The organism is Rhodospirillales bacterium (assembly GCA_016699855.1).
In the GTDB taxonomy this organism is placed as follows: Bacteria; Pseudomonadota; Alphaproteobacteria; order Reyranellales; family Reyranellaceae.
In genome coordinates this window covers 3,991,966-4,007,816 of sequence record CP064988.1, presented here as the reverse complement: position 1 = coordinate 4,007,816, position 15,851 = coordinate 3,991,966, and the positions used below count along the sequence as shown (strand labels likewise).

Genomic DNA, 15,851 nt, shown 5'->3' with positions numbered 1-15,851 from the left:
TCGCTTGCGACCGGCTGCGCGCATCCCTTTTCGGGTTTACATTGCCTTTTGCATACAAAATTCAAAGCGAGGCGCGCACCATTCGCGTCGTCGCCGGTGCGCCGGGCACCCCGCGGCCGCGCCGTCCCCAAGGCGGCGGATCGCGGCGACCGGAATTCCCGAGCACTACTGGCGGACGAGCGTGAAGGTCCCGCCGCTGGCGAGGCGTTCCGATTTCAACCGGGCCGATTGCAGCGTCCCGTCGAGCGTGCGCGGCGACACGCCCATGCCCCGGCACACCGTGAAGAACCGGCCGTCGGATCCCAACTCGGTCGGCTGGCAGGTCGACCTCGTTTCCTCGGCGCCGATCTTGGTGTAGAGCTCGAATGTCAGCCGGCCGCCATCCTGCCGGATAGTGATCCGGAAGACGCCGGAGTTGTTCGTGAACTCTCCGGCGTACGTCGCCTGCCCGGCGGACGCCGCCGGTGGCGCCACTGCCGCCGCCTTCCCCTGAGGCGCGGCACCCGCCTTGGGGACGGCGGCGCCGGACGGCGCGCGCTCGGCGGCGCGTCGCGCCTCGTCCTCGGCCCGCCTCTGTTCCTCGTCGTAGCGCGCCAACGCCGATGCCGCCTGCTGTCGCAGCGCCGCCACCTGCGGCGCCGTCAGAAAGCCCGTCTCCGCCTCGCCGCGGCCGCGCTGCCACGCCGCGATCATGGCCCGCGACCGCGGGCCGAACGCCCCGTCGCTACCCTGCGTGTCATGGCCGACAGACGTCAGCGCCACCTGGATCCGTTTGCGATCAGCCTCCGACAGCCGCAACGTGGCCTCGCCCGCCTCCGCCTGACGTTTCGCGTCGGCCGCCGATCCGGCCTTCGCCTCGGCGGCGCGCGCGGCCTCGGCCTCGGCCAGCGCCTTCTCCCGCGCCAGCCGCTCGCGCCGCTCCGCCACCTCGCCGGCGGTGCGGGCCTCCTCGTCGCGGCGACGCGTGGCCTCGGCCTCGGCCAGCGCCCTCTCCCGCGCCAGCCGCTCGCGCCGCTCCGCCTCCTCCGCGGTGGCGCGCACCTCCTCCTCGCGGCGACGCGTGGCCTCGGCGGCCGCCCGCGCCCGCGCCTCGTCCTCCGCCTGGCGGCGCCCGCCGTCGTCGGCCGCCGCCCTCGCCTCGGCCGCCTTGCGCGCCGCCTCGTCCGCGACGCGGCGCTTCTCATCCTCGGCGGCCTGCCGGGCCGCAGCCTCCTCGCGTTCACGCGTCAACGCCGCGGTCTGCCGGCGCACCTCGTCCTTCGCGCGGCGCAAGGCGGCCTCGGGACTTTCCGCCGGCGGGCGCAGCGCCAGCCACGCGCCGCCACCCGCGAGCGCGAGGGCGAGGACGACGCCCGCCGCGATCCACCCGACCGGCGCGCGGCGGCGCGGCGCGGTCGGAGCCGGGGCAGGCGCCATGGCGACGGTCGCGGAACCGGGCATCGCCAGCACCCCGGACGGACCACCTCCCGACAGGATACGGCGCGCCTCGCCGATGTTCTGCGGCCGCTCGGCCTCGCGCACCCTCATCGCGGCGTCGATCATCGCCAGGAGCCCGGCGTCGTAGCGTCCTCTGCCAGCCTCGGTCGCCGGCACCATGGCGTCGTCCCGCACGCGGTCGATGGCGCTCGGCGGCATCGACCCGGTGACGCAGTGGTAGAGCGTCGCGCCCAGCGCGTAGAGGTCCGTCCACGGTCCCTGCGGGGCCGATGTGAACTGCTCGAACGCGGCGTAGCCCGGTGTGTAGATCGCCGTCAGCGCCTGCGTGCGGCCATGTAGCGCCGCGCGCGACGCGCCGAAGTCGATCAGGGTCGGGTGACCTTCGGCGTCGATCAGGATATTCGCGGGCTTGATGTCGCGGTGGAGAAACCCGGCGGCGTGCACCCGCTCCAGCCCGTCCAGCAGCGGGCGGACCAGCTGTTCGATCATCGGCCGGGGCAGCGGGCCGTCGCGCTTGAGCCGGGTCTCCAGCGTCTCGCCGCGCACGAGCGACATCACCATGTACGCGGTGCTGTTGGCCTCCATGAAATCGTGGACGTTGACGATGCCCGGCGCGTCCTCGAGCCGCGCCAAGGTCCGGGCCTCGTCGAGGAAGCGGTCGCGGCCCCAGCGGAACTCCTCGGCCGTGGCGGTCGAATGCGGCCGCACCGTGCCGTCGCCGTGGCGGAACGCGAACCCCGTCGGCAGATACTCCTTGATCGCGACATCGCGGCCGAGCAGCGTGTCGCGCGCGCGGTAGGTGAGCCCGAACGCGCCCTGGCCGAGAACCTCGAGCGTCTCGTATTTGCCGACGCGCGTGCCCGGCCGCAGGGCGATGAAGGAACCGCCGTCCTCCGATCGCCGCGGACCGGACGCCGTCCAAGTAGAATCCCCGCCGGCCATGCCGTCTCCCTGTCGGCCGGATGGTCTATAAGTCCGGGACGCGGAGCAAGGCTAAAGCGGTCGCGGTCGCGACGACACAACGCCCTTGCCCGGCGCCGGCCCAACCGAAAACTCCGTCCCGGGCCGCGGCGCCATGGTCGCGATGCTCCACGCCGGCGCGCCGACGGGACTCGATATCCGCAAGCACGGCAACTACACGCACCGCGACGCGACGCTGAAGATGGGCAACGTCGCCGGCAAGTCCGCGATGCCCGGCAAGGGGTATCCCGCCTTCGCCACTCTCGGGGTCTTCGCCGCGATGCGGCAAGGCCGGCCGGATCGACCTCTTCGCCTGCCAGGCGGCCGATCCGGATTCCGTCGCCGGCCCGGCGCGCTCGAGCGCGCGCCGGCGAGGCCTCGATGCGCGAGCTCGCGCGGGTCACCGGCGTGGTCGCCCGCGCCTCCGACTCGGCGCCTCCGACTCGGCGCGCGCCTTCCAGAACCAGCCCTCTATTCAGCACCGTCGCGCGTGGCGCTTGGGAAGGCGCCGCCTAGCCGGCCATGCACCGCTTGATGAAAGTCGCGAGCTCCTCGCCGGCCAGGCCCATGCGGCGGCCCTGGCTATCGCAGGTCGGCGGCGCGGCGCCCGCCGGCGGCGGCAGCGCGACCTGGCCGCCCGTGCACAGCTTCTTAAACGCGGTCAGTGCCTCGCCCGCCAAGGTCCGCCGGCGGCCCTCGGCGTCGCAGCGTTGGTCGAGGCCCGGCAGCGAGACGCGGCCGGCCCAGCACGCCGAGAGGAAGTCGGCCATCGGCTGGCCGTCGAGACGCTGCCGGGCCGCCTCGGCCGCGCAGGCCTGGGTCAGATCGGAATGGCCCTGTTGGGCCTGCGCGGCGCCAGCGACGCAGGCACCCGCCAGCGCGACGGCGGCGATGAATTTCCGCATGCAAATCTCCTCGTGTCGCCGGAATGAACGACGATCGACGCCCGCCACGGCGCGTCCGAGCGCAACGTTGAGCCACATCGGACGCCGCGTCCAGCCTCCAGTGGCCGCAGGGTCGCGGCCGCCCAACGACCCCCTCCCCGAGACGCGGCGCGCGGACGCGTCAGTCCTTCTCGACGGTCAGGCGCGGCATACCGAGGTGGCGTCGGCAATGGTCCGCGATGCGGTCGATCAACACGCGGGCCTCCTCCGGCGTCATCGGCGACGTGCGCCGTTCCGCCGGATGCCACCAGCCGTCGAGCGTGCGCGGCGCGATGCGGGGATCGCCGGTGAAGGTGCAGACCACCGTCGCCCGCCGGTCGGCCTCGCGGTAGATCAGCATCTCGCCGCGCGGATCGACCTCGACCGTGAAGGGCGGCGGCGCTGGCGCGCCCGACGGCGGCGCGGGCGGCGACGCCCGGGCCCGGATCGCGTCCATGTCCGGCGCGGGGCCGGCAGTCGACGGCGGCTCCAGCGCGAAGAAGAAGCCGTCGGAGTCGGTCCATTCGCCGGAGCATGTCGAGCTGTCGCGCGCGCGGAACGCCAGCCCGCCTCCCGACTCGCGCGGCCGCGTTGTCACCTGCCGCGCCAGCTTGACGAGGGCGCCGGCCGGCGGCGCCGGGAATCCGCCACCGACCTCGACGACCGCGTTGCCGGCGGCCAGCTCGTCGTCGATCAGCGCGCGCAGCGCCGGCGGGAAGCGCTGTAGCTCGCGCGCATCCTCGGCCGTCATCGCCGCAGGCGGCGCGGGCGCGTCAGGTGGCGACGACACGGCCGCGCATCTCGACGACGTCGTCCGGTCCCGGCGCGCCGGCCGTCGTCTGCCCCGGCGCCGAGAACACGCCTTCGGCGCGCCGCCACGCGCTCCAATCCGTGGATTTCGCCGGCACCCGCGGCAGACCGGGATCGAACAGGAGTTGCCGGCCGCCGCCGAGATCGAGCACGAGGCGGCGCCACGTGGCGCGATAGTAGATCTCGACCTCGCCGGCCAGAACCGACCAGTCGCCGTCGGTCGACGGCGATCCCGGCTTCATCGTGGCCGGCATGCGGTTGCTGTCGGTGTCGAGCGTGGCGCCCGCGGCCGCGGGGAAGCCGCGCGCCGCCGGGACCCGGAACTCGAACGCCAGTCGCGGCGGCGCGGCGTTGCGCACCACCGGCTGGTCCGTCCGGAACCAGGTCATGGCGACCCACGCGCCGCCAAGGACGAGAAGGGCGACGACCGTGAGACCGACGCCGCGCAGCGTGGCGCCTAGGCTGGCTCCATCGCCCGCGAAAGTCTGCGCCAGCCAGCAGCCCAGCACGATGCCGGCCAATGCCCCGACCGGTCCAAAGAGGAACGCGGAGGCCGTGGCGCGCTTGCCCTCGAAATCGGAGACGCCCAGCCGGCCCATGACCAGCATCGAGCCGGCCATGCCGGCGCCGTAGCCGACCAGCGCGCCGACGGCGCCACCGAGCACGATCGCGATCATCCGCCCACGCCCCCCCGGCCGCCGTGTCCCGCGAGCCTACCGGCAGCGGCCGGTCGAACCGACGCCGCAGATCCTGCCGTCGGTCCAGGTCGCGCCGCCCAGCGTCACGCCGGTCAGATCGACGCCGCGCAGGTTGACGTCGCGCAGGATGGCGCGACCGAGATTGGCGTTCACCAGGATGATGTTGGTCACGTCGGCGCCGCGCAGATCGGCGCGCTGCAGGTTGGCGCCGATCAGCCTGGCGTCCTGCAGGATGGCGTGCCGAAAAATGGCACCGCCGAGGTCGGCGCCCTGGAGATCGGCGCCACGCAGGTTGGCGTTGGACTTGTCGCATCCCGCCCAGTTGACGCCCGGTCGCGGCGGGTCGTCGCACGCGGCGCGCGCCGGCGAGGCCGACAGCGCGGGCACGATGAAGGCGGCGCAGAACGCGAGGTTCAGACGAGGACGACGCATACGATACCTCCTCGCGAAAGCGCGGCCGGCACGACGACGCGGCGTCAGTCCGCCCGCCCTTCCCTCACACCAGCAGCCCCAACAGGGTCTTCGCCAGCGCCTCCGGCGCGGTGACGTTGGGGCTGTGGCTGGCGTCCATCTCGACGTGGCGCCACGCCGGATCGTCGCGGAAGCGGCGCGAAAATTGGAGGAAGGGGTCGTCCGGCCCTTTGCGCGCACAGAAGACGTACGCGCGCGGAAACGGCGGCGGGCCGGCGTGGCGCAGACGCAGCCGCTGGTCGAAGGTCCGGGCCGGCTGCGGCCGCCGGCGCGGCCCGATCCAGGCGAGGTCGTCGGCCGACGTGTCGGGTGGCGTCGGATTGGGCGGGACGAGCCAGTCGGCGAGCGGCGGCGCATGGCCGCCGCCGCGCAGGTCGTTCAGCGACTGCCCGTCGCCGGGCACGAAGGCGTCGAGGTAGATCAACTGGCGCACGCGCTCCGGCACGCGGTCGGCGACGCCGGTCGCGACCATCCCGCCATAGCTGTGGCCGACCAGCGCGAAATCCGAGAGATCCTCGCATTCGACGACGGCCAGCACGTCCTGGATGTGCGTCTCAAGGTCGACCAGCGGATGCGCCAGGTGAGCGCGCTCGCCCAGCCCCGTGTAGGTCGGCGTGAACACGTCGTGGCCGGCGGCGCGCAGCAGCGGGCGCATCTTGCGCCAGGCCCAGCCGGCCGACCATGCGCCGTGGCAGATCAGGAAGGTCGCCATGTCGTCGTAACCTCCGGGCCACGGGATCGCGCGTCTGGCCTCGTCGCCCCACGGACCGCGCGCGCCACGCTACCCCGTCGCGTCAGGCGACGAAAGCGCCGGCGGCACCGGACATCGCCGAGATCCCCCGCCACCTCCCGCCGCGCCCCTTCCCGCGCCGGGCTGGAGCGCCTATATTGGGGGTGCCGGGCAACCGGCTATGGCGATAAACGCCGCGTGGCATAGACGGATCGGACCCGGGGGCAGTACCCGGCGCCTCCACCAATTCCAGCGGTCCCCTTCCAGGGACCGCTCCATGGGGGCGACACAGGATCGACGGACGTAGTAAAGGCGCGGTTTTTGCTCGGTATGGTTCCGCCGTGACGGGCCAAACACAAGTGCCAACGACAACGTAGCACTCGCTGCTGCCGCCTAAACAGCGGACGTAAGCGCGGTTCGGGGGGGCACCGGGCAACAGAAGCCCCCTCACTCAACTCCCGGACGACGCCTCCTTGATGGCGCGAAAAGCGCCACGCCCGTTGTGATTGGGCGCTCATCGCGCTAATGTGGGCGTTGGTGGGGGTGTCATGAACGATCGACCTAGTGGCGGCAGCGGCAGTCGGGGGCTCCATTTCGGCGCCCTGCCGACCGGCTATCGCCTCGGCCCCTACATCATCCAGAGCGTGATCGGCTCGGGCGGGTTCGGGACCACATACCGCGCCGTCGACGACCGGCTGCGACGGCCGGTGGCGATCAAGGAGTTCCTGCCCAACGACGTGGCCGTGCGCACGGGCGGCGTCGAGGTGCGGCCGCGCTCGCCGGCCGACCAGGAGACCTTCGACTGGGGTCTGCGCCGCTTCCTCGACGAGGCGCGCACGCTCGCCGTGCTGGCCGACGCGCCCAACATCGTGCACGTGCACGATTTCCTCGAGGCCAACGGCACCGGCTACATGGTGATGGAGCTGGTCGAGGGCGAGCCGCTGTCGTCGCTCATCAAGCGCGTCGGGCCGATTCCGTGGGACCGGCTGTCGCCGGTGCTGCCGTTGCTGCTGCGCGGGATGGAGGCGGTCCACCGCGCCGGCTACCTGCACCGCGACATCAAGCCCGCCAACATCGTCATCCGCACCAACGGCGAACCCGTGCTGCTCGATTTCGGCGCCGCGCGCACCGACGTCGGCAAGCGCACGCAGGTGATGACCAGCATCTACTCGCCCGGCTACGCGCCGCCGGAGCAGTACGGCGGTGGCTTCGAGGGCAAGCAGGGCCCGTGGAGCGACATCTACGGGCTGGCCGCGACGCTGTACCAGGCGATCACCGGCACCGCGCCGGTCGAGGCCGCGAGCCGTCTGCTGTCGGACACGCTGACGCCGGCGACGCAGGCGGCGGCCGGCCGCTATCCGCCCGGCTTCCTGGCGGCGGTCGATGCGGGATTGTCGTTGTCGATCGAACGGCGGCCGCAATCGATCGCGGCGTGGAGCCAGATGCTGTTCGGCGACGGCCCCAACACCACCGGCGCGCCGGCCTTCGCCGTGGCGGCGGGCGCGGGCGCGCTCGGCGCCGCCGGCGCGGCGGCGGCGGCGCCCGGCGGATCGCGCGGCGGGCCGGGCCAGACGTTCGGAGGCCCCGGCCAGAGTTTCGGCGCACCGGGCCAGAGTTACGCCGCGCCGGGCCAGACATTCAGCGGGCCGGGGCAGGGCTACGCCGCGCCAGGCCAGAGTTTCAGCGGCCCCGGCCAGACCTTCGGCGCGCCCCCGCCCGGCGGCGCGTTTCCGCCGGGCGCCGGTCCCGGTTGGGGCGACGCCACGCGCGGCGGTCCCGGCGGCGCCGATCCCGGCGCGCTGTTCGGCGCCAGCGGCCCCGGCGCCCCGCCCGGCTACGGCGCCGCGCCAGGCTATCCCGGGCCGTCGTCGAAGGGCGCTCCCGGTTATCCCGGCCAGGCGTCGGTCGAGCCCCGGCGGCGAAGAAGAAGGGCGGCGCCGGCTGGTTGCTGGTGGCGCTCGGCGTGGTGCTGCTGACGGCCGGTGGCGCGGCCGCGTGGTGGTTCTGGCCGCGCGAACCGCGCAAGGTCGAGATCGAGATCGCCGTCGACCCCGCCGAGGAGGAGGCGCGTCGGCGCGCCGCCGAACTGGCGAAGCAGGAGGCGGAAGCCAAGGAGAAGGCCAAGGCGGAGGCCGAGGCCAAGGACAAGGAGCGCGCCCGACTCGACGCCGAGGCCAAGGAGAAGGCTCGGCTCGAGGCCGAAGCCAAGGCAAAGGAGCGGCAGGAGGCCGAGGCGAAGGAGAAAGAGCGGCTGGAGGCCGAGGAGCGCGAGCGCGAGGCCGAACGCCGGCGCGCGGAGGCGGCCAAGCCCGGTGGCGAGGGCCGCACGACGACCGACCCCGCGCCCGTTACGCCAGCTATCGACCCGTCGCCGGTCACGCCGCAGGCCGAGGCGCAGCCGTCGATCCCGGCGCCACCACCGCCGGTGACGCCACCGCCGCCGGTCGTGCCGCCGCCGCCGATCGCGCAGCCGAAACCGCCACCCGTGGTCCAGCCGAAGCCGCCACCGCCGCCGCCGCCATCGACCGACCCGCTGGCGGTGTTCGACGGACGCTGGTTCGGATCGGCGACGCTGACGCGCGACGGCCGCGCCGGTTCCTGCCCGAAGCAGTTCACGCTCAACGGCACCGTCACGCAGTGGATCTTCCGCGGATCGACCAGCGTCGGGGCGCCGGCGCAGATGCGTGTCGGCAAGCCGAACAACAACGTCCACGACGTGTCGTTCGGCGCCCCCCTGCAGGTGCGCACCGCCCGCGGCAAGTTCGACAGTTTCTCGATGGAGACGACGGAGGGCTGCGTCTACGGCGTGCGGATGTTCCGCCAGTAGCCGGGAACGGCCGGCGGACGCGGCCGTTGACAGGTTGGCACCGGGCCGCCAAATCTGGCGCCTCCCTCGGATCGCCGGAAAGATGACGGACCGTTTCCACTACGAATCGCTGGTCGACGACGCGCTGCGCGGCGTGGTGCGGCGCGTGCTCGCGCATGCCGCCGAGAAAGGCCTGCCCGGCGCCCACCATTTCTACATCAGCTTCCGCACCGACGAGCCCGGCGTCGAGGCGCCCGCCTACCTGCGCGAGAAGTACCCCGACGACATGACGATCGTGCTCCAGCACCAGTACTGGGGGCTGGAGGTGTTCGACGACGCCTTCGTGGTCACGGTCAGCTTCAACAAGCGCAACGAGCGGCTGCGCGTGCCGTTCGCGGCGCTGTCGGCGTTCGTCGATCCGTCGGTGCGCTTCGGGCTGCAGTTCGAGAAGAAGGGCGCCGCCGCGTCGGCCGCGCTGCCGGCGCCGGAGCGCCGCCCGGCGCTGGCCGGACCCGGATCGACCGGCGCGGCGCCCGCCGCCGACACGGGCCCGGTGGCGGACGACTCCGCGACGCCGGCCGAGGCGGCGCCCGCCGAGGCTCCGAAGGACGGCGGCGGCGCCAAGGTCGTCACCCTCGACGCCTTCCGCAAGAAATAGGGTTTCCAGATCGGGTGACGGGGCCGCCGCTTCCGGCGCGCGCCGCGCCGGGAGATGTCCGCCATGGCCGAATTCGTTTTCCAGGAGATGTTCCCGCCGGGCGAGGACACGACGCCCTACCGCAAGCTGACGTCAGATTTCGTCGGCACCGCCAGCTTCAACGGCCAAAACGTGCTGACGGTCGATCCGGAGGCCCTGACGACGCTGACGGCGCGGGCGTTCCACGACATCTCCCACCTGCTGCGCCCGGGGCACCTCAAGCAGCTCGCGGCGATCCTCGACGATCCCGAGGCCACGACCAACGACAAATACGTCGCGCTGGAACTGCTGAAGAACGCCAACATCAGCGCCGGCGGCGTGCTGCCGATGTGCCAGGACACCGGCACCGCCATCGTGATGGGCAAGAAGGGCCAGCGCGTGTGGACCGGCGGCGGCGACGAGGAGGCGATCGCCAAGGGCGTGTTCAAGACCTACACCGAGACGAACCTGCGCTATTCGCAGGTCGCGCCGCTGTCGATGTTCCAGGAGGCGCAGACCGGCACCAATCTGCCGGCGCAGATCGAGATCTACGCCACCGAGGGCGACGCCTACAAATTCCTGTTCATCGCCAAGGGCGGCGGCTCGGCCAACAAGACCTACCTGCACCAGCAGACCCCGGCGGTCCTCAACGAGGCCGCCCTGCTGAAATTCCTCGACGCGCAAATCCGCACGCTGGGCACGGCGGCGTGTCCGCCCTACCACCTCGCGATCGTCGTCGGCGGCACCTCGGCCGAGCTGAATCTCAAGACGGTGAAGCTGGCCTCGACGCGCTACCTCGACGGGTTGCCGGAGACCGGCGGCAAGGGCGGCGTCGCCATCCGCGACCGTGGCATGGAGGCGAAAGTCCTCGAGCTGACCAGGAAGATGGGCATCGGCGCGCAGTTCGGCGGCAAGTACTTCTGTCACGACGTGCGCGTGATCCGGCTGGCGCGCCACGGCGCCTCGGTGCCGATCGGCATCGGGGTGTCCTGCTCGGCCGACCGCCAGGCGCTGGGCAAGATCACGAAGGACGGCGTGTATCTCGAGCAGCTCGAGACCAACCCGGCGCAGTACCTGCCCGACACCGAGCCGGCGCAGCTCTCGGGCGAGGTCGTGCCGGTCGATCTCGACAAGGGCATGGCGCACACGCTGGCGACGCTGACCAGGCATCCCGTCAAGACGCGCGTCAGCCTGACCGGCACGTTGATCGTGGCCCGCGACTCGGCGCACGCCAAGCTCAAGGAGCGGCTGGACCGCGGCGAGGGCCTGCCGCAGTACTTCAAGGACTTCCCCGTCTACTACGCCGGCCCCGCCAAGACACCGGCCGGCATGCCGTCCGGCTCGTTCGGCCCGACCACGGCCGGCCGCATGGATTCCTACGTCGACCTGTTCCAGGCCGCCGGCGGGTCGATGGTGATGCTGGCCAAGGGCAACCGCTCGAAGCAGGTCGTCGACGCCTGCAGGAAGCACCGCGGCTTCTACCTCGGCTCGATCGGCGGACCGGCCGCGATCCTGGCCAAGAACAACATCCGCAAGGTCGAGGTGCTGGAGTACCCCGAGCTCGGCATGGAGGCGATCTGGCGCATCCAGGTCGAGGACTTCCCCGCATTCATCGTCACCGACGACAAGGGCAACGACTTCTTCAGCGAGCTGAGGATCTGAGGCGCGGCACGGCGCGGGATTGACGACGATCAACGACCGCGCGACGCGACGGCGGCAGCATCAGGGCGCCACCATCACGGACGGGACTCCATGACCGTGCCCAATGCCCGCCCGCCGGCGCGCCGTACGCCCGCCGTCCGCCGTGCCTGATCCGCTCCAGCGTCTCCGGAGCGGCTTCAGCGCGTTCCGCGAGTCCCAGTTCGACAGCGGCGCGCTGGGATACCGTCTGCTCGCGGTCGAGGGCCAGCGGCCGGAGATCCTGCTGATCGGCTGCTCCGATTCGCGGGTCGATCCGGCGGTTCTCACCGGCAGCGGCGCCGGCGACCTGTTCGTGGTCCGGAACATCGCGGCCCTCGTGCCGCCCTACGGCAACGAGGCGAGGCTGAAGGGCACCAGCTCGGCGGTCGAGTTCGCTGTGCGCGCGCTGGAGGTGCGCCACGTCGTCGTGCTCGGGCACGCGCTGTGCGGCGGCGTGCGCGCGCTGGCGGCCGGGCGCGAGGAGACCGACGGCCGCTTCGAGTTCATCGCCGACTGGATGGAGATCGCCGGCGACGCGCGGCGCGCGGTCGCGGCCGCGCTCGCGGACAAGCCCGAGCCGGAGCGCCTGCGCGCGCTGGAGCAGGCCACGACGCTGGCCTCGCTGCGCAACCTGCTGGGATTCCCGTGGATCGCCGAGCGCGTGGCCGCCGGCGCGCTCGCTCTGCACGCCTGGTACTTCGACCTGATCGACGGCAACCTCTGGGCCTACGACCCGAGGGAACGCGCGTTCCGCATGGCCGACGGCCGTCCGTCGGGGATCGACGGCCCGTGCCCGCCCGTCGACATCGACGATTTCGCGCGACGCGCCGGCGCCTACCGCTGCCGCAAGACCGGCGGCCCCTACGCCTGCCGATGCGACGCCGAGGCCGACCTCGAACGCGTCACGCCGGCCGGCGCCCTGCCGTTCTGAAGGCGGCGCTACGCGGCTTTCGCGGCGCCGACCTCCTTCGCCACGGACTCCGGCACGCGCACCGGCATGTCGAGCAGCATCTGGGCGAAGGCCTTGGCCAGCGGATCGGCCTTGATCGACGCCATGCCGCCGCCGCCCAGCGCCTCGCGCAGCAGGAAGTTGAAACCGTGGATGCCGGGCAGACGCCAACGCGTCACCCCGCCTTTGATCCGGTGCGCGAACCACTTCGCCACCGCCTCCTCGGTCACCTCGGCGTCGAGGATCGGCTGCCACTCCGGCCGCCGCGGGAAGATGCCGATGTTGGCGGTGTCGCCCTTGTCGCCGGAGCGACCGTAGGCCAGCGCGATCAGCGGCACCGTCCGCACCGCGGCGTCCGGTCCCGTCGACGGCAGCGCCGGCGCGGGCGGCGCCTCGACCGGCAGCATCGCCGGCGTGAAACCGCCGCTCTTTGCGCCGCGCTCCATCGCCACCGCGCGGCCGTCGATCTCGACCGAAACGGGCACCATCTCCTTCGGCACCAGACACGAGAACATGCGGATCACCGGCTGCGGCGCGACGCGGCCGGCGCCGAACGAGCCCGACATGCCGACCACGCCGCCCGTCGACATCGGCGCGATCTCGCGGCCCAGCAGCGACAGCGCCTCGCGCTGATCGTGACGCGCGGCGATCTTGACGACGACCTCGCGCGCGTCGGCGGCGCGGCCGTGCGGGCCGTACGTCTCCTCGCCGCCGATGATCTCGACGCTGACGTCGCGGTAGTCGCCGAGGTTCTTCTCGCGGAACATGCGCCGCGTGCGCTTGAGGATCATCTCGGCGCTGTGGCGGCCCTTGGCCACGGCCTCGCGGCCGCCGAGCATGAAGATCGACGAGAACTTGAACCCGTCGGGCCAGGTGGTGGACACCTTGTAGTGGTCAGTCGGCGGCCGGCCGGTCGCGCCCGACACGCGCACCTTGTCCTTGCCGAGCTGCTCGAACGTCGCCGTGGTAAAATCGCAGGCGACATCCGGCACGAGATAGGCGCGCGGATCGCCGATCTCGTAGAGCATCTGCTCGGCCACCGTCGCGGTCGTGATCAGCCCGCCGGTGCCCTCGGGCTTCGTGAGGACGAAGCTGCCGTCGGCCGAGACCTCGGCCACGGGGAAACCCATGTCGTCGTAGTCCGGCACGAGGCGCCAGTCGGTGAAATTGCCGCCGTTGCACTGCGCGCCGCACTCGAGGATGTGGCCGCAGAGCGTGCCGGCGGAGAGCCGGTCGTAATCCTCCATCGTCCAACCGAACTCGTGGATCAACGGCCCGAGCGTGACGGCGGAATCGACGCAGCGTCCCGTGATGACGACATCGGCGCCCTCGGCCAAAGCGCGGGCGATCGGGAAGCCTCCAAGATAGGCGTTCATGCTGACGACCTTCGCCGGCAGCGGGGCGCCGCCGTCCATCTCCTTGACGCCCGCCGCGCGCAACGCGTCGAGCTTCGGCATCAGGTCGTCGCCCAGCACGACGGCGACCTTGAGCGTCACGCCGGCCGCCTCGCACGCCTTGCGCACGGCCGCGGCGCAGGCCTGCGGATTGACGCCGCCGGCGTTGGTCACGACCTTGATCCTGCGGTCGGCGATCTCCCGCGCCAGCGGCGCCATCACGGCGGTGACGAAGTCGCGCGCGTAGCCGGCGGCGGGATCCTTCATCTTCTGCGCCGCCATGATCGACATCGTCACCTCGGCGAGATAGTCGTTCACGAGGTAGTCGATGCGGCCGTGCCGCACGAGCTGCGCCGGCGCCGTCTCCGTGTCGCCCCAGAAGCCGGAGCTGCCGCCGATCCGTACCGTCTTCGCCGCCATGTCCATCCCTCCCGTCGCGTCCCGCGCCCGCCCGCTCAGCCCTCGGGCTCGATGCCGGCGGCCCTGGCGAGGCGGCCCCATTTCTCGATCTCCGAGCGCGTCCACTTGCCCAGATCGTCCGGCGTGCCGGTCTTGATGACGACGCTGAACCTGTCCATGCGCTCCTTCATGTCGGCCGACGCCATCATCTCGTTGATCGCGGCGTTGAGCCGGCCGACGATCTCGGCGGGCGTCTTGAGCGGCGCGTAGACGGCGTACCAGGCGACGATGTCGAACTCCATGCCCAGCGCGCGCAACGTCGGCACGTCCGGCAGGTGCGGCGAGCGCGCGGCGTCGGTGGCGACAAGGGTCTTGACCTTGCCGGCGCGGATGTGCGGCAGGCCGGTGCCGATGTCGATGAACGTCATCTCGACCTGCCCGGAGATCACATCGTTCAGCGCCGGCGGCGCGCTTTTGTAGGGCACGCGCAGGATGTCGATCCCCGCCAGGCGCTTCATCGACTCGCCGCAGATATGGGCGGTGCTGGTGCCGGCGGCGAAGCTCATCTTGCCGGGGTTGGCCTTGGCGCGCGCCACCAGCTCGGCGAAGGTCGCGACCGGCACGGAGGGATGCGTCACCAGCACGAACGGCGCCAGCCCGACCAGCGCCACCGGCTCGAAATCCTTGACGGGGTCGTAAGGCAGGTTCTTCAGCAGGCTGGGGTTGGCGGCGTGCGTGGTGTTGGTCGTGACCATCAGCGTGTGGCCGTCGGGCGCCGCCCGCGCCACCGTCGTGGCCGCGATCGAGCCGTTGGCGCCGGCCTTGTTGTCGACCAGAACGGGCTGGCCGAACTTGGCCGACAGACGCTCGCCGATCAGCCGCGCCATCGTGTCGGTGCCGCTGCCGGCGACGAACGGCAGGACCAGCGAGATCTGGCGCGACGGCCAGGTCTGGGCGGAGGCGGCGCCGGCCGATGCCATGGTAGCGGCGCCGACGCCGGCGATCGCGCGTCTACGGGTGAGCATTCTCTCCACGCCTCTCTCCGGATTCTCAGCCGCGCTTGCGGTTGACGAATTGCGCCATCGCCTCGATATGGTCGCCGGCGGCGACGGACGCGGCGAAGGAGTCGATGCCGGCCTCGATCGCGCCGGCCAGCGGCAGCGTCTCCCAACGCCGCATCAGCGCCTTCTGCGCCCGCACCGCCGCGGGCGCGCCGGCCAGCACGGACGCCGCGCAACGGTCGATGGCGGCGTCGAGCTCCGACGTCTTCACCACCTCTTCGAGGAAGCCCCACTCGTAGGCCTTGCGCGCGCCGATGTTCTCGGCGGTCATCAGCAGCCACGACGTGCGGCCCCAGCCGATCAGACGCGGCAGCAGCGCCGCCTCGATCACGGAGGGGATGCCGACCCGGACCTCCGGCATGCCGAACGTCGCGCTCTCCGAGGAGATGCGGAAATCGCACGCCGCCGCCACCTCGAGGCCGCCGCCCAGAGTGTAGCCCTCCAGCTTGGCGATCACCGGCACGGGGCAGTCGCGGATCGCCTCGCACAGCAGGTGGAGATGGGTGATGAATTTGCGGCCGTCCTCGGCCGTGCGCATCGCGGCCATGTGCCGGATGTCGGCGCCGCCGATGAAGGCCTTGCCGCCGACGCCGCGGAACACGACGACGCGCGCCGAATCGTCGGCCGAGATCGACTTGAACGCCGCGATCAGATCGTCGAGCGCCGGCGGATTGACGACGTTCAGGCGCCGGGAGTTGTCGTAGACTACATGCGCCACCACGCCGCCCTCACGCGTCTCGCGCACCACGTCGACCCTGTGCTCCGCCACCCCGCCCTCCGATCCGCGCCGCGAAATCGCGGCGCCGCTTCCACGCCGCCGCCGTTTCCCGTAATACAGCCGCCTGAACGCGCGTTCA

At 72.2% G+C, this 15,851-nt stretch carries 14 protein-coding genes and 1 other RNA gene; 6 read left to right on the top strand and 9 right to left on the bottom strand.

Features of this window, described 5'->3' with window-relative positions:
• Nucleotides 1-165: 165 nt before the first annotated feature.
• The 6 genes from IPK81_18925 to IPK81_18900 form a co-directional block, all read right to left on the bottom strand.
• On the bottom strand, nucleotides 166-2,379 hold the full coding sequence (locus IPK81_18925; GenBank protein QQS11622.1) for a protein kinase: 2,214 nt from the start codon (nucleotides 2,377-2,379) through the stop codon (nucleotides 166-168).
• 530 nt (nucleotides 2,380-2,909) lie between these two features.
• Nucleotides 2,910-3,302: a hypothetical protein gene (locus IPK81_18920; protein QQS11621.1), complete on the bottom strand. Its 393-nt coding sequence runs from the start codon at nucleotides 3,300-3,302 to the stop codon at nucleotides 2,910-2,912.
• A 160-nt stretch (nucleotides 3,303-3,462) separates the two neighbouring features.
• Nucleotides 3,463-4,110 carry a hypothetical protein gene (locus tag IPK81_18915; protein ID QQS11620.1) on the bottom strand — a complete coding sequence of 216 codons (648 nt, stop codon included), beginning with the start codon at nucleotides 4,108-4,110 and terminating at the stop codon, nucleotides 3,463-3,465.
• On the bottom strand, nucleotides 4,094-4,807 hold the full coding sequence (locus tag IPK81_18910; protein ID QQS11619.1) for a hypothetical protein: 714 nt from the start codon (nucleotides 4,805-4,807) through the stop codon (nucleotides 4,094-4,096). Before IPK81_18910 ends, IPK81_18915 begins: the two co-directional genes overlap by 17 nt.
• 36 nt (nucleotides 4,808-4,843) lie before the next feature.
• Nucleotides 4,844-5,260, bottom strand: coding sequence for a pentapeptide repeat-containing protein (locus tag IPK81_18905; protein QQS11618.1), 417 nt, complete (start codon nucleotides 5,258-5,260; stop codon nucleotides 4,844-4,846).
• 64 nt (nucleotides 5,261-5,324) lie between these two features.
• A complete protein-coding gene (locus IPK81_18900) occupies nucleotides 5,325-6,011 on the bottom strand; it encodes an alpha/beta fold hydrolase (GenBank protein ID QQS11617.1) in 687 nt (228 codons plus the stop codon).
• A 145-nt stretch (nucleotides 6,012-6,156) separates the two neighbouring features.
• On the opposite strand from IPK81_18900, the gene ssrA reads away from it, so the two are divergent.
• From ssrA to IPK81_18870, 6 genes are all read left to right on the top strand, one after another.
• Nucleotides 6,157-6,481, top strand: a transfer-messenger RNA (tmRNA) gene (gene ssrA / locus IPK81_18895).
• A gap of 96 nt (nucleotides 6,482-6,577) precedes the next feature.
• Complete coding sequence (locus IPK81_18890; GenBank protein ID QQS11616.1) at nucleotides 6,578-8,005, top strand: serine/threonine protein kinase; 1,428 nt, start codon at nucleotides 6,578-6,580, stop codon at nucleotides 8,003-8,005.
• Nucleotides 7,975-8,856 (top strand): hypothetical protein, encoded by an 882-nt coding sequence (locus tag IPK81_18885; protein QQS11615.1) that lies wholly within the window; start codon nucleotides 7,975-7,977, stop codon nucleotides 8,854-8,856. Before IPK81_18890 ends, IPK81_18885 begins: the two co-directional genes overlap by 31 nt.
• Nucleotides 8,857-8,938: 82 nt before the next feature.
• Nucleotides 8,939-9,493 carry a hypothetical protein gene (locus IPK81_18880; protein QQS11614.1) on the top strand — a complete coding sequence of 185 codons (555 nt, stop codon included), beginning with the start codon at nucleotides 8,939-8,941 and terminating at the stop codon, nucleotides 9,491-9,493.
• Between the two features lie 63 nt (nucleotides 9,494-9,556).
• Nucleotides 9,557-11,173: a fumarate hydratase gene (locus IPK81_18875; GenBank protein ID QQS11613.1), complete on the top strand. Its 1,617-nt coding sequence runs from the start codon at nucleotides 9,557-9,559 to the stop codon at nucleotides 11,171-11,173.
• A gap of 103 nt (nucleotides 11,174-11,276) precedes the next feature.
• A complete protein-coding gene (locus tag IPK81_18870; protein ID QQS11612.1) occupies nucleotides 11,277-12,122 on the top strand; it encodes a carbonic anhydrase in 846 nt (281 codons plus the stop codon).
• 8 nt (nucleotides 12,123-12,130) lie between these two features.
• Here the strand turns inward: IPK81_18870 and IPK81_18865 are convergent, their stop codons facing one another.
• From IPK81_18865 to IPK81_18855, 3 genes are read right to left on the bottom strand one after another with little or no spacing between them, the layout of a single operon-like run.
• The gene (locus tag IPK81_18865; protein QQS11611.1) at nucleotides 12,131-13,960 is read right to left on the bottom strand and encodes a DUF1446 domain-containing protein; all 1,830 of its coding nucleotides are present in this window, start codon (nucleotides 13,958-13,960) and stop codon (nucleotides 12,131-12,133) included.
• 29 nt (nucleotides 13,961-13,989) lie between these two features.
• Nucleotides 13,990-14,958, bottom strand: coding sequence for a tripartite tricarboxylate transporter substrate binding protein (locus IPK81_18860; protein ID QQS11610.1), 969 nt, complete (start codon nucleotides 14,956-14,958; stop codon nucleotides 13,990-13,992).
• Nucleotides 14,959-14,983: 25 nt separating this feature from the next.
• Entirely contained in the window at nucleotides 14,984-15,763 is a 780-nt protein-coding gene (locus IPK81_18855) for an enoyl-CoA hydratase/isomerase family protein (protein QQS11609.1), read from the bottom strand.
• Nucleotides 15,764-15,851: the final 88 nt, after the last annotated feature.